Source organism: Candidatus Arthromitus sp. SFB-mouse-NL, from assembly GCF_000709435.1.
In the GTDB taxonomy this organism is placed as follows: domain Bacteria; phylum Bacillota; class Clostridia; order Clostridiales; family Clostridiaceae; genus Dwaynesavagella.
In genome coordinates, this window is record NZ_CP008713.1 from 1,126,912 (window position 1) to 1,145,889 (window position 18,978).

An 18,978-nucleotide genomic window follows, 5' to 3' on the forward strand; every position below is an offset into this window, starting at 1 on the left:
CTTACTCCATATAATAAGTAACTTTTAAAATTAGGTTCTAATTTTCAAAAATAAAAACACCTTAAAAGGTGTTTTTATTCCAACTATTTATTGATAGTTTCTCTGAGCTTCTTGAAACCTTTTCTGATATCCATCAGCCAATTGCTTATTTAATTGATCAGCAAAGTTTTGATCTACTTTAAGTTTTGAAATATCCTCATCAGTTAGATTAGTTTCTACAGTCTTAGATAAAACTTGTAATTTACCATCTTGTTTTCCAACACTATAATGTATATTCCCATTCATATTAGAAGCTTTTGGCTTTTTATCCTCTTCAGATGCTGTTTCAAAATAAGTAGAAAGGGCTTGTACTTTACCTGGTTTTGCTACACTTGATGTAGTATCTGATACAGTCACTGTTCTCTGCAAATGAGTCGTATCTCCTCTTTCTGGACTTTTAGTCTTAACCAAAGCACTTGAAGAAGTTCCAGTAGATGAACTATCTATATTTTTTTTTTGACCGGAACTAATACTTTGAGCAGTTCCAGTTAGTAAAGTTTGATCTGATTTTTTCACGCTGTCTTTATTACTAGATCCTCCCCTTGTAGGAGCAGATGGCGTAATAGTAATCGAAGAAGTAAATCTAGTAGGCGTAACTGTTGTTGATGATGATGTTTGTCCATCCTTACTTCCAGTACTAGTTGAAGTTGGCGTTGATGGTGTCACTTGTCCACCTTGACCCCCTGTAGATGGCGTTGTAGTTGAAGTTGATGATGTTTCAGTTTTCACGCCACTAGCAGTAGATCCCCCTCTTGTAGGAGCAGATGGCGTAATAGTAACCGAAGAAGTAAATCTAGGAGGCGTACTTGTTGTTGATGTTTGTCCAGTTTGAGTAGTTCCTGAAGTTTCATTAGAACTTGAATCCGTTTCTTTCACTTTTAACTTGTTTGCTAAACCCTGAGCTGCACCAATTACACCTGTATTACCAAGCTTTACTACTCCACTACTAGAAGTTGTTGTATTTCCTTGATCAGTAGGTTTTGTTTCAGGACTTGTTTTAAGTCTGCTAGAAATTAATTTAATTTGCTCTTCATAAACTGGATTTTTAAACGAAACTTTACCTGTAGGGGTTTGTTGTGTACTACCTTTATCAGTTTCAGTTACATTGGTTACATCTCCTTGTGTACCTGAAGTCTGTGGAATTTTTAAAGTAACGTTTTTCACTGATTCTGTATATACCGGCTTAGAATCTTTTCCTCCAATTTGTATCCTTAATTCAGTACGATATCTAACTCTAGAAGTTCCTTGAGTTGAATGTTGTCCATCTTCACTTCCAGAACTAGTCGGACTTGTCATTGTTGATGTTACCTGTTTGCTAGAAGAAGTTGAAGTTGATGGAGTCGTCACTTGTCCAGTTTGAGAAGTTCCTGAAGTTCCAGTAGAACTTGAACTTGTATCCTTCACTTTTAACTTGCTTGCTAAATTTCTAGCTGGATCCATAACACTTGGATTATTAACTTTAACTGTACCTACAGCACTACCCGATGTTCCTGATTGTGAACTTTGACTATCAGTTTGTGAAGAAGTATTAGTAACTTGTACTGTAGGTGTTTGAGTAGCTTTATCTGGACTTCCTGTAGATGTATCATTTGTTCCACTACTTACTTTTAATTTCGATGCAATTTGTTTTGCTACATCCATAATACCTGGATTATTAACTTTAACTGTACCTACAGCACTACCCGATGTTCCTGATTGTGAACTTTGACTATCAGTTTGTGAAGAAGTATTATTAACTTGTACTATAGGTGTCTGAGTAGATTTATCTGGATTCCTTAAAACAACATTTTTTCTTTCATTTACTTTTAATCCATCAGCTATTTTTTGAGCTGTAGCAATAAGTTCTGGATTATTAACTTTAACCGTTCCAACACTGCCTTTATCTTCTACAAAACTTACACCACCATCAGGATTTTTAACCATATTTAAATTCAAACTAGAAGTTACCCTATTACTTGCTACATTACTTGCACTACTATTTGCACTTACACTTGATACTGAACTCACAGCAGAGTTAACACTATTAATAGATCCTGTTTCTTCAAGTTTAGCTTGTTGTGCTTGAATTATATCTGAACCAATTATCCATTTTGGTTTAGAACGATATATGTAACTTGTCACTCTTCCAGTAGTAGTATCTACATATTTATCTCTTCCAATTTCTCCTTTTAAGAACAATTCAAATCTAGTTGCCATATTTCTCTCATATGTCCTTAATTCACCACTTGAAGTAACATATTGAACATACCTTTTATTTAGATCAATAGGTCCTACAGGTACAAATTCATCTACATTAACTCCAAACTTATGCGTAACTTTATGTGTTGGAAATTGACCTTGTCCTGACGTTGGAATATTAGTTTCTACTGTTGTCGCTAATCTCAGACCACTATCAGCTGGATTAGTCAAAGCTCTTCCACTCGAACCAGTATTAGAACCCAAACCACTTCCAGTTCTAGTTACTACACTTCCAGTTCTGCCAATCAAACTACTCGTAACTCTGCTAACTACAGAACCTACTCTACTTCCAACTGTGGCATTTGCTTTCTCAGCATCACTAAAATATAAAGACATGGTCGCAACCACTGATAATACATAAAGACTTCCGCTATACAGTCCGATATTTTTTTTATTTTTAACAGCCATGTATTCTCCTCCATCTTTAATAATTAAAATCAAAAAACAACTTAATCCTTCTTGCTTAATTCATTTTTTTGTAATAATTATAACATTATTTTTGACAAAGTTCACTATTTTTTAATTTTTTATATAAATTTAATTCATATTTGCTAAAAAACTTAAAAAAAGAGATCATATGATCTCTTTCAAATTTTTATAAATTTACTTTCTCAAAGAGAGATCCTAAGATCTCTCAATAAATTCAATTTATTATGACGTTATTACAATTGTCCTGAACCAGTTGAAGTTGTTGAACTACTAGTTGTTCCAGTCGATTTGTAGTTCTACTAACAGATTCTAAAAATTGCTAAGTAAATAGATTCTTAAGACCTCTATATGAACCTTTCAAATCCTCCGTCAGAAGAAGTAGTAGTTACTTTTATCTCTGAACTAGTAGCTGGTAATGAAATCGTACTTGTGCCATTAAGTTGACGTTTCTTTTAATTTAATCACACTCCTACTATTTGGAGTTGGTTGTGGTGATGACAATTTAACCCCACTTAATGTACTTGTGCTTGATGTTGCTTTATTCGTGCTTGAAGCACTACTACTAGTTGTAGTAGTGGTTACTGAGGTAGTACTTGTACCTGTGCTACCAGTTGTTCCAGTTAATGAAGAAGGACTAACAGTTGGAGTTGGAATAGTTCCAGTGCTAGTTACTACTGTTGTTTGTGCTCCTGAAGCAGATGTTTGAATATTACTTGTACTGCTACTAGAAACAGGCGTCACAGTTGTAGTTGTGCTTGCACCTACACCAGTACTTGATGTCTTCGTACTTGAACTGCTACTAGTTGCAGTAGTAGTTACTGGAGTAGTGTTTGTACTTGTGCTACTAGTTGAAGATCCTTTTAATTTAATCACATTCCTACCAACTATAGATGGTTGTGGTGATGACAATCTAATCCCACTTAATGTACTTTTAGTAGTAGGTGCTGGAGTCATACTTGTACTTGATGTTGGTGTCTTCGTACTTGAACCGCTACTAGTTGCAGTAGTAGTGCCTGTACTTATACTACTAGTTGTCCCAGTTGATAAAGAAGGACTGACAGTCGAAGTCGGAGTAGTTCCAGTGCTAGTTACTACTATTGTTTGTGCTCTTGAACTAGGTGTTTGTACAGGAGCTGTACCTATCCCAGTAGTTTGCGTAGAAGTTGTAACTGTAGTTGTCGTAGGAGTCTGTGTTGAAGTTGATACACTTGTACCACCACTGGAAACAGGCGTTGTACTTGTACCTGTGTTACCATCTCTAAACCTATTATAAATATTTAGAGATTGTTCTAAAAAGCTAGGATTCCTAACCGTAACTTTATCTTTCTCTACAAACTTAACCTTATCTCCTTCTTTAATCACATATAAATTTAACCTAGATGTAAATTTCCCACTTCCTGTTCCAGTACCTCCTGAAGATGTAGATTGTCCTCCACTTTGAGTTGAAGAACCTGTAGATTGTCCCGCACCAGAAACAGATGAAGAAGAGACGCTACTTGTTGAAGCTACAGGCATAGTTGAAGAAGATACAGTACTAGTTGGAGCTGTAGACGTAGTTGAAGAACTAGTTTTATACATAAATCTACGCTGTCGCCCATCACTCCCCGTATATTTCTGTACACCGTATGTACCTTTTTCCCACAACAATTTTTCTTTAGGTGCTGGACCCTGTCCAGGATATAACTTTGTTGTATTATTTTCATAGTCAAAAAGTGCAACAAGTTTCTTTACTGGTGATGTAGGATCATCGGAAACTCTAAGACCAGTTATTTTACCTGAAGTAGAAAGAATATTCCTAGTTAAACCTGATGCTGAAGAAGTAAGCTTAGCCATCATGTTTCTGACCATAGCACTAGCATCTTCACCTTTAGATAAATATACAGAAACAGCGCTAATCACTGATAATGCCCAAAGACTTCCACCATAAACTCTAATTTTCTTTTTGTTGACATCCATGTATTATTCTCCTTTATCAATCAAATTTTAAATAATGATTAATTTTTATTTAATTTATTGTTTCGAAATAATTATACCACTTTTCTCATAAAATTTAATTTTTTTAAATTTTATTTTAATTTGATTCACACTTATAAAATTTTATTTAAAAAAGAGATCCGAAGATCTCTTAAAATTCTACTTAACTACTTCCTATTCTAAACTTGATTCCTCTATTATAGAAAGATTTGGAATATAACCTCCTAAACCAGGTCTATGTTTTCTACCTCCACCAGATCTTGAATATCCATCTGTCTTATCACCTGATAGAGAAAGTAAACTTTGATCTACACTAGGAGTAAGGCCTCTAGAAGAACTTGTACTACTAGATGTTGTAGAAGTAACTGAGCTAGATGACATAGAAGAAGAACTTGATGTAACACTAGATCTACTACTTGTACTAGATGTACCAGTCGTAGTACTGCTAGTGCTTGTAGAAGCACCTGAACTAGAACTCTTAGTAGAAGGACTACCAGTACTAGTCAACTTAATTTTAGTTACAGTTCTAGTTGTTGGTGTAGGAGTTTGTGGCGTTGACAATTTAAGACCAGATAATTTTCCTGATTCACTTTGTGGGTTAGATCTGTAAATAAATCCATGCTCACTTCCATCGCTTCCCACATATTTTTGTACACCAAATTTTTGAGTTCCTAACCATAACAATTTCTCTTTAGGATTCAAAGGCTGATTAGGATATACCTTTCTTGTACCATCTGGGCTAACTAATGAAACAATCTTATATCCTGAACCAGAAGCAGATGATCTAACAGAAAGACCCCTATTTTTTAAACCACTACTTGTTTTACTACTAATAATTTTCTTTACACCAACAACTCCTGAATTAAGACTATCACCAATGCCTCTAAACATTCTTGTCAATGAAAAAAGAGCACCACCACCAACTGTAGCATTGGCATCTTTAGATCCAACTACACATAAAGAAACAGCAGTAGCCATTGACAATATACAAAGACGCCCACTATATTTCACAACTTTTCTTTTATTCATTCATCAATTCTCCTTTCCAAATAACTTAAAATTAATCAATATCATAAACCAACCATTAAGTTCATTTTTCTGTAACAATTATAATATTTTTTTTACAAAATTGCACTATTTTTTCAATTTTTATCTAAAATTTTTAAAAAAGAGACCTTACGGCCTCTAAATAAAATACAAGAGATTAGTTATTCCTTGTAGTTGAGTTCTTAGGTCTTGCACCTAGCCTAGTAGAATCAATACCATTACCACCATTAATTCCAGATACTACAGTAGGAAACATACCTTGTGGTCCCGATTCTACATTATTTGTTGGAACACTCAAAGATCCAGCTCCACTGCTACCACTAAACCCACTATCAGCTAAAGGCCTTGGGCTATCAGTACCCGAATCATACAAATTAGGATAAGTTACTTTACTACCATAGTTTCTTTAATTCCAGCTGAACACAAGGAAGCAACAGTAACCATTGACAACATACAAAGACGTCCACCATACTTTATAGCTCTTTTCTTATTTTTTACATTCATTTACATATTTCTCCTTTTTTATACTTTAAAGTTAATCGGACTTCTAATCTCAATTGTCTAATTTATTCTCATTAACAATTATATCATCTTCTTTAATAAATTCATCATTTTTTAACTTTTTTGTTAAATTTAGTTCATATTTTGATAAATATTCTAAGATTCAAATAATAAAAAAGGGAAATATCAACTTAATATTTCCCAATAAATTCAAATTCTAAATACATATTTTAATTTTGTCCCCCACTAGATGTATACACTAATGATTTGGTAGAAGTTGGAGTCCCTAATCCACTACTACTGGTTCTAAATGGTAAACCATCAGTTGTTTGTAAAATAATTTTTTTAGTTGAACCATCCCTACCTACATAATCCTGTGTCTTAACTTCAGAATTCCCCAATAACAATACTTTTGACTTAGGTGTATTTTGTCCTAAATATATGTGTAAATTACCTGCTGGATTCTTTAAACCAAGTATATGTTTTGATGGATTTTCAGGATCAGGACAAACTTTAAGACCACCTACTCCAGTAGTAAGTTAGCTCGCAACTTTTTGAATAGCGGCGCTAGTTTTTGGTCCGATGCCAGGCAAAATTGCATTAGCTTGCTTACTCCCATTTGCATATAAAGAAACAGCAGTGATCATTGATAACATGCAAAAACTACCACTATAAATTCCAATACTTCTCTTACGTTTAAAATTCATTTTATTAATTCTCCCTTTAAAATAAATATGTAAATAATTAGTTAATTTATTAAAGTTTCTGTGATAATTATATCATTATTTTTTACAACATTTAGCTTTTTTATAATTTTTTTCGCAATATTTTCGATAATTATAAAATTGTTTGCCTTTAAATCTTCTTAGAAATAAATTGATATCAACAAAAAAAGAGGTTGAAAAACCTCTTAACAAAATTTATCTATTTATATAATTTTCAATTCTAACTAGTCCTCTTTCAAGTTCATCAATAGAATTACAATAACTAAGTCGCATATATCCCTCACCCATTTCACCAAAAGCACTACCAGGAACACAAGCAACTCCCGCATTCTTTAACAAATCAACACAAAAATCATAACTTTTCTCATTAGTTATACCATCAAGAGATGGAAAAATATAAAACGCTCCCATCGGCTTTTCAACTCTAAATCCCATTTTAATTAATCTATCATATATAAAATCTCTTCTCACCCTAAACTCTTCTCTCATTATTTCAACATCTCTAAGAGCCTCATCAAAACCATACAAAGTACCATATTGAACAATAGATACAGCAGAAGATGTCGCATATAAATGAACTTTATTAAGCTCCTCTATATACGGACTCTTTGCACAAATAAATCCAAGCCTTAATCCTGTCATAGAAAACATCTTGGAAAATCCAGAAACCAAAATTATTCTATCCAATAAATCCTCATATTCACAAATAGTTTCAAATTTATCATAAATGATAGTACTATACATTTCATCACTTATTATTTTACAATATGGATACTTAGATAAAATACTATAAAACTTCTTCTTATCGTCTTCAGTCAGAGCAATTCCCGTTGGATTGTTCGGAAAACACATTACGATTCCTTTAATATCTTTACTCTTAAACTCGCTTTCTATCCTATCAAAATCAATTTTACCATCCTTATTCACACTATAAAAAACAGGATTAGCTCCTACAAATTTAAGAGTATTTTCATATGCAGGATAACCTGGACTCGGAGTTAAAACGTTATCTCCTTCATTAAAAATTGTATTGAAAGTTACAAAAAGTGCCTCACTTCCACCAACGGTTAAAATCATTTCATCTTTAGAAAACTTTATAGAATACTCATCATCCAAATATTTAGATATCCTCTCTCTAAGCTCAGGTATTCCTTGATTCATAGTATAATAAGTTTTTCCCTCATCTAAAGCTCTCAAAATTCCTTTCTTAAGAGACTTTGGAAGTTTAAAATCAGGTTGTCCTACTGTTAAAGAAACGGCATCTGGGTAATTCCTAACCTCATTAAAAAATTTTCTTATACCAGAATACTGAACATTTTTCATATGTCTATTCATAACAAATAATCCTCCTAAAAACTTTTAATATTCTATGCCGACTCTAGCTAAAATGCCATCATCATAATAATGTTTAACTTTATCAATCTTACTAACCAAATCAGCATTGTCTATTAAAGTTTGAGATGCATTTCTACCTGTCAAAACTAATTCAAGACTCTTCGGCTTATTCCTCATAATTTCAATTATTTCGGCTTCATCTATAAATCCTCCTTGAATTGCACCAAGAACCTCATCTAAAATTATCAAATCGTATTTTCCTGAATTTATAAATTCCTTAGCTTTATTCAATTCAACTTTAATTTCTTCTCTAAGCAAATTAAGCTGTTCTTCGTTGAGATTGTAAGTAAAACTCTTTTTGCTCTCAATCCTATAAATTTCAAATCTATCACCCAAAAGTTTAATGCTATCCAATTCAGACGTGTGCCAATTCTTAAGAAATTGAACCATCATAACTCTAAACCCCGCTCCAATACTCCTAAATGCAAGTCCTAAAGCACATGTAGTTTTCCCCTTACCGTCTCCCATATAAATATGTATATATCCATTCTTTTCCAAGCCTTTCCCTCCTCTAACATAAATTTTACATTACACTTTTATATTAATCCATTACTATTTAATTATTTTTTATCCTACCATCCAAAATCATCAATATATAATGTATAATACTTATGAATTAACAAAAAGGAAGGAATAATATTAAATGAATTACGATATGAAAAATCCTTATGATATCGCAAGATACATAAAAGATGCTAAAAAATCAACTCCTTTAAAAGTCTACTTAAAGGGAAATTTAACAGACGAAGATTTTAATAATTTAGAATTTTACGGATCAAACGGAAATTACACTCTATTTGGTGAAAAAGAAGACATTATTTCATTTCTATCCAAAAATCAATCTAAAATAAACAGACATAGAATTGAAAATTCAAAGAGAAACTCTGCAATCCCAATGCTGAATCTAATAGATATAGAGGCAAGAATTGAGCCTGGTGCAATAATTCGAGATATGGTAACAATAGAAAAGAATTGTATAATCATGATGGGAGCAGTTATAAATATAGGTGCTGAAATTGGAGAAGGTAGTATGGTTGATATGAATGCCGTTGTTGGTGCTCGTGGAAAACTCGGCAAAAATGTACACCTAGGAGCAGGTGCTGTTGTAGCAGGAGTTCTTGAACCACCATCAAAAGAACCATGTGTAATAGAAAATAATGTTCTTATAGGCGCTAACGCTGTAATACTTGAAGGTGTACGTGTTGGTGAAAATTCTGTAGTTGGAGCAGGTGCTATCGTAACAAAAGATGTACCTCCAAATACAGTTGTAACTGGTTCTCCTGCAAGAATTATTAAAGAAATAGATCAAGCGGTAAAAGATAGAACTAAAATCTTAGAAGATCTAAGAAGTCTCTAAAAAACAGAAGAAGACCATCATAAGATGGCCTTCTTCTATCCAACATCCTCAGACGAATCAACAACTCTATTATCTTTATCTACTTTTTCCATTTTAGAGACTGACACCTCATATGCTACCTTTGTTACTTTCTCAGTTTCAGAAATCTTCTTTTGATATTCTCGACTTTGCAGTCGTCCCCAAACTCTTATATTATCTCCAACTTGTAAATTCTTACAAAATCTAGAATTCCTTCCCCATGCTATAGTAGGTATGTAATCAGATTTATTGTAAGCTCTATTAACCGCTAAAAGTACATCAGCAATTTCTCTACCAAAAGGAGTTGTCCTATAGAGTGGTTGTTTGCAAATATAACCGTCTAAATAAATTTCATTTGGATTCTTACTTCTTTCTGTACAAGGAGTAACATTACGAGCAAAAACAGTTAATATTAATTTATTTTTCCCATCCACAATTTTATTATAAGATCTCAATTGACCTTCCAACATTATCTCTGTTCCAATAGAAAAATCTATTCCAACCATTATTCTTTCTGATATAGTTACACTCAAAACATCTTTCGAATCACTTAAACGCATAACCTCTATGTCAAAATTATAAAATCCTTCTCCAAACATTTCGTGACTAAATTTAGGTTCATCTACTCCCTTTCCTTCGAGCCATATCCTATTATTAACTAGGTTTATATCCATAATACACCTCTCCACATTAGTTTTTGTTCTCTAATATGTATATTAGATAGGATTTTTTTTATTACCTTGATTGTATACAATACATTATAAAATTCATTAACATATCTTTCAATATTTTAATTTTATTAACATTTAAGTAATATTTTTCAATTGTTTCTGGACACCCATATTATCTATCTCATAATTTTCTCTATATAAAAGTTCAGATAATGTAACAAATTCATATCCCTGATCTTTAAACTCCTTTAATATCCGCTCTAAATTCTCTGGTGTATTTTTAGCATTAGTATGAAACAGTGCAATTGATCCAGCTTGGAGTTTATTTTTTACACGTTGATATTCACTCTCCAATCCATCTTCTTTCCAATCAATAGAATCAACATCCCATTGAATTGGAATATATCCTAAACTCTTAACTATCTCAACAGAATTTTGATTATACTCTCCCTTAGGAAATCTAAATAATTTGCTTCTCTTGTTTGTAATTTCATAAATTTTACTATCAGTTATCTCAAGTTCTCTAACTATTCTATCTCTATCTATGTTTGTAAAATCTGGATGTATATTACTATGATTTGCTACCTCATGCCCTCTCTTATTCATCTCTTTAACAAGATCAACATTCTCTTTGCTATAATCAATCCATTTTCCAATCAAGAAAAACGATGCCTTAGAATCATATTTATCTAATATATCTAATATTTGCATCGTATAATCCTTCCCCCAATTCACATCAAAAGTTATAGCAACTTTCTTTTCCTCCGTATCAACCCTATATATTGGTAATGATTTTTGACTGCTAAATGTAAGTACCGTTGGATTATAAAAATACACATATGTAACTATTACTGATAAGAATAACATAAAAGCTGTTCCAATAAATGAATATTTAACCTTCTTTTTATTTTTAATTTTATTACCCAATTTTTTCCTCCTAATTAATTATTTTATGTAAAATATATGCTAATTTAGTTTTTAATATTAAAAATTTAAAAAAACAAAAATATTTTTATTTGTATTATTTAGCTTTTAAGATTAGAATAACTATATATGATTAATGAGGTGAATTGATTTATGCTGAAAGATATCATAGAACTTGCAGATAATAAACTTTTGATTTTATATATAATAAAAAAATTAAAACACCCTTGCTCAAATGACTGTATAACAGATATCATACTGAGTAATAATTTTTTAAATTATTTTTTGCTCCAGCAATATTTAATTGAATTAGTCGAAAATGAATATTTAATAATTATACATTCAAAAAATGAAGAACTATATAAAATCGCACCCCTTGGAAGAAAAATACTCGAAATGTTTCAAAATAGAATATCTAAGTTTAAAATCGATTGTTTCAAAAATTATATGTCAGCAATCGAAAAGAAAAATCAAATCATTTCATCAGAGGTAAATATCAAATCCAATAACCTGGAAGTCACATTTTTAAAAAATAATAAACCTATATTAAATTTAATTATACCTAATCAATCCAAAGATCAAATTCAACTAATAACCAAAAATTGCAAAGATAATTCTGATCATATTTATAATTTAATTTTATCTGCCATAACTAAACAAAAAAAATGATACTTAGTTAAGCTACAAAGATTCGCTTATTCTAAGTATCATTTTTTTAATACCCATATATTCTAGATGGATCTTCACCAATCCTTATAGTTTCCTTCTTACGGGTATACAAATCATATTTAATTAAAAGTTCTTTATCTCCTAACACAACATATAAAAATCTCCCATTCTTATAAATTCCTCTCGGATTTCCATTTACATATATCCTACCGATCTCTCGCAATTCTAACAAATCTATTATGCTTACACAATTTCCTAAATAATTTGATACAAAAACGGATTTCGATTCATAATCAATATACATATCTACAGGTGTATTTAATTTTATACTCTTATAATTTTGACCTGTATCAAAATCATAAATACTAAAAGTTCCATTAATTTCATCACCAAAGTTACTCTCACACACAAAGATATATTTACTATCCTTATAAAATTTTGAATTCATTGGAAAGTTTCCCGTCCTAATATTTTTTATAACATCGTTAATCTTATAATCAATCATATTTATTTGATCACTCTTGGAACTTGTAACACAGATCACTTCATATTTATTGTTTATCTCCATACTTTGTGGATAATTTCCACATTCAATCTGATAACACAAGCATTTGTTTGTCATATCATAGACCACAAGACAATTTGTATCACTACATATTAAATAAATAAAATCATCTATAATCTTTAAGTCATTCGTAAACATTCCAATTTCCCAAGATTTAATTCTCCATGTATTTATGTTAATCTCATAAAAATTGTAACTATTATTCCCTGCAATATAAATTTTATCATCTAAAAAATCAATTCCATGTATTCCTATAATTTTATTTTCATCTTCTAAATGTATTTTTTGATGAATACTATCCGTTAAATTAATCTTTGAAATATAATTTGATAATCCATTACAAATATACAAATCATTCATAGATTCCCCTTTCCAATAGTTGCTCAACAATTCATGATATTCAAGAAACAATTTATTTCCAAATGTTTTTTTATTTAATTACATAAAAAATAGGTAAGGCTAAATGCCTTACCTTTCATATACAATCTTTGAAATATCCGCTATTACTTTTTCTGCATTACTTAAATCCTTAGTATAAATTACCAAAATAAATGGTCTATCTCCAAAAACAATTCCTATATCATGATAATTCCCTTGAAATGATCCATACTTATTTGCAACAATCCCCTCAGGTATATATCTTCCCATTCTAACACCTGTTGAACTATCTTTTAAATATTGAATAATATTTTTATAATAAGGATTATTATCCTTGTTTTCGTATAACTTAAGTAAAAATTTTCTCATCTCATTTGTTGAAAAAAGATTGCCTGTCCTATTTAATGGTTCTTCCAAAATTTTTCCATATTCTCTATAAAGACTTGTAACCTGATTAATTCCAGTTATTAACATATTAGCTGCAATATTATCTGAATTTAGGAGAGATCTTTTAGATAATTCAGCAAAAGTCTGTGGAGGTAAATATTCTCCCACTAGATAACCTTGTAAAACTCCTGAACCACCTTCATAATGTTGTGAATGAACATATTCAACTTTGCTATTTAAATTTATTTTACCAGATTGTACAAGATCATATAAAACAATATTAAGTGGTACTTTGTGAGTACTTCCCGCCTTAAATAATACGTCCCCATTTATGTCAAATGATTCTTTTGTTGTAACGTCATAAAACGAAACAGCAACATTATTAACCATATCTCCTAAATAAGTCAAAATTTTATTTTTCAACCTAGATGAACCTACTCTATTGATTAAATCTTGCTCAAGTCTTAGTGCCTCTTGTTTTCTCTTTTCAATCTCATCAGTATAATCCACAAGTTTTATATCATTCTCTAATAAATTATATATACTTAAAGCATCAGTCCTATTTACCGGTATATTAACATTATTCTTGTCTAACTTTATGTTCATAAGAGATATCCTTACAGCAAATTCATCACTAAAGATTAATTTGTTCATAACATCACTAATCACTTTAGGTGAATCATTTATATTCCACCTTAAAATAAGAATCTCACTATTTTTATATGTTGAAGGGTACTCACTTCTATAGTAATATAAAATCCTTCCATCTATATAATCTAACCAATATTGTTTACCCTGCTTGTCCGTATCTCTTCCAAATATAAATCTATAAATCTTACTTATAAATTCTTCCTTAAGTTTAACTGAATCTAAAAATTCCTTAGACTCCAATACAAACTTCTCTATAAATGTTCTCGCAGATACTTTACCAGTACTAAGCATATTATACCAATATCTAAATCCATCTAAATCAGCCTCACGTCCATAAAAAATATTGTAAGCTGACCCAATAAAATTTCCTAATAGCTTGTCTGAGGTTTGAGTTATAATCATATTTGCCTTAGAAGATACTTCCACAGTTTTATACGTAGATAAACACATACTTAAAATTAGAAACAACGCTAAAAAACATTTGGAAATTCTTTTCATTACTCTCTCCTTATTTTATAAAATTATTAAATATATATATATATACTTATTCTATAAATAAAATAATCTTCCTTGAATTTTAAATCCAAGAAAGATTATTTGCACATAATGTCAAATTTATTCAGATGTAACTTTATTTCTATTAAAACTTAGACTTAAAATTTGCAATACTTTTATCTACTTCCTCAACCATAGATTCATATTTTCTAAGCTTATCTTTCTCTTCTTTTATAACTTTTTCTGGAGCCTTACTCACAAATCCTTGATTTGATAATTTCTTATTCAAACGCTCAATTTCTTTATCCAATTTATCCTTCTCTTTAGATAAACGATCAAGCTCCTTATTAATATCAACTAAATCTAACAACGGAACATACATATTTGAAGATGATGAAACAACCGTCACTACTTTATTAGAATTTACAAGTTCTTCATCAATCTTCGAAACAATTTCTATATCTTTTGATAAACCCAACTTTTCTATATAAATCAAAGACTCTACATAAATATCTCTAAAATTACCCTTAGGAACAATATAAAGTTTTGCCTTCTTTGACGGTGGTATATTCATTTGTGATCTTAGATTTCTTATAGCTCTAATTGATTCTATAACATAATTCATATTATCTTCAAATTCGTTAAAATTTAAATTATTGTCAAATACAGGAAAATTAGACGTAGTTATAAATTCATTATCAAAATCTTTTAAATTTACATACAATTTTTCTGTTATAAAAGGCATCACTGGATGCAATAATTTCAATGAATCTATCAAAACTCTCCTTAATACTCTCAGAGTAACTCCTTTTTGCTTCTCACTTTCACCATGTAAAATAATCTTTGATAACTCTATATACCAATCACAAAACTCGGTCCATATAAAATCATAAATCTTAGATAATCCAACACCAAGTTCAAACTTTTCAAAATTATTTGTAACTTCATCTACTAATGTATTTAATTTATTCAAAATCCATTTATCAGCTAAACTATATTCATTGCAATCCTTATACTTCTCAATTAATTCTTCATCCAAATTCATCATGACAAACTTAGAAGCATTCCATATCTTATTTGCAAAATTAGATGCAGATTCAACCTTTTCTTTGATATATCTAATATCATTTCCTGGTGAAATTCCATTTATAAGCATAAATCTTAAGGCATCTGCACCATATTTTTCAATTACATCCATAGGATCGACTCCATTATCGAGAGACTTCGACATCTTTCTTCCTTGAGAATCTCTTATAATTCCATGTATAAATACTTTTCTAAAAGGAACTTCTCCCATATTATGTAATCCTGAAAAAATCATCCTAGCAACCCAGAAAAATATAATATCGTATCCTGTTACTAAAGTTTCATTTGGATAAAAATACTTAAGATCTTCTGTTTCGTTCGGCCAACCCAAAATAGAAAATGGCCACAAAGCTGAACTAAACCAAGTATCTAGTACATCTTCATCTTGATAAATTTCTGTTGATGAACACTTATCACATTTATCCAAATCATCAGAAGAAACCATAACGTTATCACAATCTTTACAATAAAAAACAGGAATTCTATGTCCCCACCAAAGCTGTCTAGAAATACACCAATCTTTAATATTTTCCATCCAATTAAAATATATCTTTTCGAATCTCTCTGGTATAAAAGAAATTTCCTTATTTTTAACACATTCTATTGCCGGCTTCGCAAGTTCCTCCATCTTAAGATACCATTGAGTAGAAATAATAGGCTCAATAATTGTCCCACACCTATCATGACAACTCACATTATGATCATGATCTCTTATGGATAATAATAATCCTTTCTTCTGCAAATCCTCAACTATTCTCTCACGGGCATCATATCTATACAAACCTTCATACTCAAAACCATTTTCATTTACACAGGCCTTTTCATCTAGCACTCTAATTTGTGGTAAATTATGTCTTAGACCAACTTCATAATCATTCGGATCATGAGCTGGAGTTACTTTAACAACCCCTGTACCAAATTCCATATCTACATATGAATCTGCTATAACAGGAATTTTTCTACCAACAAGAGGTAGAATAACATTCATTCCTATATACTTTTTATATCTAACATCATCTGGATGAACCATAACAGCAACATCTCCGAGAAGAGTTTCTGGTCTAGTAGTAGCAATTTCTAAATATCCATCCCCGATCTCTAATGGATACTTAATATGCCAAAACTTACCTTTCATTTCTTTATATTCAATTTCTGCATCAGAAAGGGCTGTTGTACACTTTGGACACCAGTTTGTAATTCTATTCCCTTGATATATGTATCCTTGATTATATAACTTTACAAAAACCTCTCTAACAGCTTTGCTCAAGTTATTATCCATTGTAAAAGCTTCTCTTGAGAAATCACAAGACGTCCCTATCGTTTCAATTTGCTTACGTATTTTTGCCCTATATTCATCTGTCCATTCCCAAACTCTATCTAAAAACTTTTCACGTCCCAAATCATATTTCTTTATTCCATTCTTTAAAAGTTCATTATCAACTCTTACTTCAGTTGCAATGCTCGCATGGTCTTCTCCTGGAACCCATAAAGCCTCAAAGCCTTGCATCCTTTTAAAACGTATCAAAATATCTTGCAACGTTAAATCCAAAGCATGACCCAAGTGCAACTTGCCTGTTATATTTGGAGGAGGCATTGATATAACATAAGGCCTTTTATCTTCATTAACCCTAGCCCTAAACAAATCATTTTTCTGCCAAGTATCAAAAATATCTTTTTCAAACTCTACGGGACTATACTTACCTAATTCTTCTCTCATTTAACCCTCCGTAAACTTCATAATTATCACTAATTTTTTTCTTCTACATTATCAATATTTTATCACATAGTATATCATTGTCAAAAATATTTATATGTTAAACTGAATAATCAAGGTAATTTTTGGAATAATAATATTAAGTTTAACAAGAGGTGATTAATTTTGGATTTTTACTTTAAAAAGGCGAATGATTATTACAATAAAAAAGATTACAAGAAGGCAATCTCATTATATAAAAAATCTATTCAACACCAAGGAAGTGAAGCATGCTCACTTTATAATTCTGCAGTTTGCTACATAAAATTAAAAGAATATGATGAGGCAATTAATTTATTAAAACAGGCTCTTGAAATAAAACTTGACCATAAGTACCTATTTAATTTGGCTTATTGTTACTCACTACTTGGTGATAATGCAAAAGCTCTTACATATTTTAATTGGTCATGGGCTATTAATAATGATGACTATGAATGCAAAAAAGCAATATCTATGATTTTAGATTCATTCGATAAAACTAAAAAATAAAAATAAAAGGGTAGTCTTAATCCCCCAATTAAAACTACCCTATAATTATATTTTAAACTGAAAATTCCCATATAACTCTTTCCCTTATGTGATCTTGTTCAAAATTATTAATATCAAAATAGTTGCCTGTCTCACCAAATGTAGTATCAACTTCAATCCAAGAATCTGATTCATCAATGTAAACCTCATTCCAAGCATGGTTTATCCAACTAGTTCCATTGTATCCTTTACCAACCACAATACGAGTTGGCAACTGTATACTTTCTGCAAGTACAGAATAAAGGCTCGCATAGTCAAAACAAATTCCCAATTTGCTTTCAAATGCAGAAATAGCTCCAGATAAATTACTGAAATCTTCATTTAATATATCATTTGATTTTTCCTCATCATATTCAAGCATATTTATCACATCATCATATAATTTTCTCGCCTTATCATAAGAGTTAACTAGTCCTTTCGTACTTTGTACAGCAAATTCTACAATTTCATCAGTACTTCTTGTTGCCTCATCTATCGTAACTCCATTATACAAATACTTTATGTTATTTGACCTAATATCATTAAATGTATCTAAAATAGGATTAAAAATATTAAGCATGATCTCATTTAAATCATACTTAAATGGAACTATAATTCTATTAGATATACTTTTATATAAGTTAGATGAATTTATAAGTTTATTAATCTTATTATTCTCTGTCAAAAACATGGAAAATGTATTAAGAGCGAAAATAAAAATTAATACAATAAGAATTGCTTTTGGAGCTTTTATAATTCCAAATACTACATATCTAAATATATTTGGAAGTTGAAATAAAAACTTATGAGATTTAATAACCATGTTTTTAAACAATATAATATGAATACACCTACATATTAAATTATAAATCATAAATACTAAAACGAATAATCCTACCTTCAATATAAATCCAATCAATGTATTATCTGCACGATTTATATTAAAAACATTCAAAACCAAATAATATAATTCATAAGCAATAATATCATAAGATAAATAAACAAGATAAATAGAAATTACATTTATATAAAATCCAATATCACGAAAAATATATTGTAACTTATTATACTTAACAATTCCTCTAAACAAAGTAAAAATAAACAATACCACAATAAAAATAGATATAATACCATTGTCTAAGGTATCTATTAATAAATTAAACAACCCG

Annotated in this window: 17 protein-coding genes; 3 read left to right on the forward strand and 14 right to left on the reverse strand. The window is 30.4% G+C overall.

From position 1 onward, the window contains the following. Positions 1-87: 87 nt before the first annotated feature. The 8 genes from SFBMNL_RS05470 to SFBMNL_RS05495 all read right to left on the reverse strand — a co-directional run bounded on the left by SFBMNL_RS05470 (position 88) and on the right by SFBMNL_RS05495 (position 8,846). Positions 88-2,718, reverse strand: a complete 2,631-nt coding sequence (locus SFBMNL_RS05470) for a hypothetical protein (protein WP_242838743.1) — start codon at positions 2,716-2,718, stop codon at positions 88-90. A gap of 423 nt (positions 2,719-3,141) precedes the next feature. Further along, positions 3,142-4,662 (reverse strand): hypothetical protein, encoded by a 1,521-nt coding sequence (locus SFBMNL_RS05475; protein ID WP_042294770.1) that lies wholly within the window; start codon positions 4,660-4,662, stop codon positions 3,142-3,144. A 192-nt stretch (positions 4,663-4,854) separates the two neighbouring features. Continuing rightward, positions 4,855-5,709 carry a hypothetical protein gene (locus SFBMNL_RS05480; protein WP_042294771.1) on the reverse strand — a complete coding sequence of 285 codons (855 nt, stop codon included), beginning with the start codon at positions 5,707-5,709 and terminating at the stop codon, positions 4,855-4,857. 175 nt (positions 5,710-5,884) lie between these two features. Further along, entirely contained in the window at positions 5,885-6,100 is a 216-nt protein-coding gene (locus SFBMNL_RS05485) for a hypothetical protein (protein WP_042294772.1), read from the reverse strand. A gap of 358 nt (positions 6,101-6,458) precedes the next feature. Further along, complete coding sequence (locus SFBMNL_RS08320; protein WP_158336024.1) at positions 6,459-6,629, reverse strand: hypothetical protein; 171 nt, start codon at positions 6,627-6,629, stop codon at positions 6,459-6,461. Positions 6,630-6,767: 138 nt separating this feature from the next. Further along, the gene (locus SFBMNL_RS08325) at positions 6,768-6,935 is read right to left on the reverse strand and encodes a hypothetical protein (RefSeq protein WP_158336025.1); all 168 of its coding nucleotides are present in this window, start codon (positions 6,933-6,935) and stop codon (positions 6,768-6,770) included. A 213-nt stretch (positions 6,936-7,148) separates the two neighbouring features. Then, positions 7,149-8,288: a pyridoxal phosphate-dependent aminotransferase gene (locus SFBMNL_RS05490; protein WP_014018003.1), complete on the reverse strand. Its 1,140-nt coding sequence runs from the start codon at positions 8,286-8,288 to the stop codon at positions 7,149-7,151. 24 nt (positions 8,289-8,312) lie between these two features. Then, on the reverse strand, positions 8,313-8,846 hold the full coding sequence (locus tag SFBMNL_RS05495; protein WP_042294773.1) for a cob(I)yrinic acid a,c-diamide adenosyltransferase: 534 nt from the start codon (positions 8,844-8,846) through the stop codon (positions 8,313-8,315). A 145-nt stretch (positions 8,847-8,991) separates the two neighbouring features. Here SFBMNL_RS05495 and dapD point away from each other — a divergent pair, with 145 nt between their 5' ends. Continuing rightward, on the forward strand, positions 8,992-9,705 hold the full coding sequence (dapD, locus tag SFBMNL_RS05500) for a 2,3,4,5-tetrahydropyridine-2,6-dicarboxylate N-acetyltransferase (RefSeq protein WP_042294774.1): 714 nt from the start codon (positions 8,992-8,994) through the stop codon (positions 9,703-9,705). Between the two features lie 35 nt (positions 9,706-9,740). On the opposite strand, the gene SFBMNL_RS05505 is transcribed toward dapD, so the two are convergent. After that, entirely contained in the window at positions 9,741-10,397 is a 657-nt protein-coding gene (locus tag SFBMNL_RS05505; protein WP_042294775.1) for a single-stranded DNA-binding protein, read from the reverse strand. Positions 10,398-10,529: 132 nt separating this feature from the next. Then, positions 10,530-11,321 (reverse strand): polysaccharide deacetylase family protein, encoded by a 792-nt coding sequence (locus tag SFBMNL_RS05510; RefSeq protein WP_005805722.1) that lies wholly within the window; start codon positions 11,319-11,321, stop codon positions 10,530-10,532. A 150-nt stretch (positions 11,322-11,471) separates the two neighbouring features. Here SFBMNL_RS05510 and SFBMNL_RS05515 point away from each other — a divergent pair, with 150 nt between their 5' ends. Next, positions 11,472-11,987, forward strand: a complete 516-nt coding sequence (locus SFBMNL_RS05515; RefSeq protein ID WP_005805720.1) for a DUF4364 family protein — start codon at positions 11,472-11,474, stop codon at positions 11,985-11,987. A gap of 46 nt (positions 11,988-12,033) precedes the next feature. On the opposite strand, the gene SFBMNL_RS05520 is transcribed toward SFBMNL_RS05515, so the two are convergent. The 3 genes from SFBMNL_RS05520 to SFBMNL_RS05530 all read right to left on the reverse strand — a co-directional run bounded on the left by SFBMNL_RS05520 (position 12,034) and on the right by SFBMNL_RS05530 (position 17,266). Continuing rightward, positions 12,034-12,912 (reverse strand): YncE family protein, encoded by an 879-nt coding sequence (locus SFBMNL_RS05520; RefSeq protein ID WP_042294776.1) that lies wholly within the window; start codon positions 12,910-12,912, stop codon positions 12,034-12,036. Between the two features lie 108 nt (positions 12,913-13,020). Further along, positions 13,021-14,466: a serine hydrolase gene (locus SFBMNL_RS05525; protein ID WP_042294777.1), complete on the reverse strand. Its 1,446-nt coding sequence runs from the start codon at positions 14,464-14,466 to the stop codon at positions 13,021-13,023. A 142-nt stretch (positions 14,467-14,608) separates the two neighbouring features. Then, a complete protein-coding gene (locus SFBMNL_RS05530; RefSeq protein WP_042294778.1) occupies positions 14,609-17,266 on the reverse strand; it encodes a valine--tRNA ligase in 2,658 nt (885 codons plus the stop codon). Positions 17,267-17,428: 162 nt separating this feature from the next. On the opposite strand from SFBMNL_RS05530, the gene SFBMNL_RS05535 reads away from it, so the two are divergent. Then, positions 17,429-17,791, forward strand: a complete 363-nt coding sequence (locus SFBMNL_RS05535) for a tetratricopeptide repeat protein (protein ID WP_005805712.1) — start codon at positions 17,429-17,431, stop codon at positions 17,789-17,791. Positions 17,792-17,843: 52 nt separating this feature from the next. Here the strand turns inward: SFBMNL_RS05535 and SFBMNL_RS05540 are convergent, their stop codons facing one another. Then, on the reverse strand, positions 17,844-18,974 hold the full coding sequence (locus SFBMNL_RS05540; protein ID WP_007439689.1) for a transglutaminase-like domain-containing protein: 1,131 nt from the start codon (positions 18,972-18,974) through the stop codon (positions 17,844-17,846). Positions 18,975-18,978 lie beyond the last annotated feature (4 nt).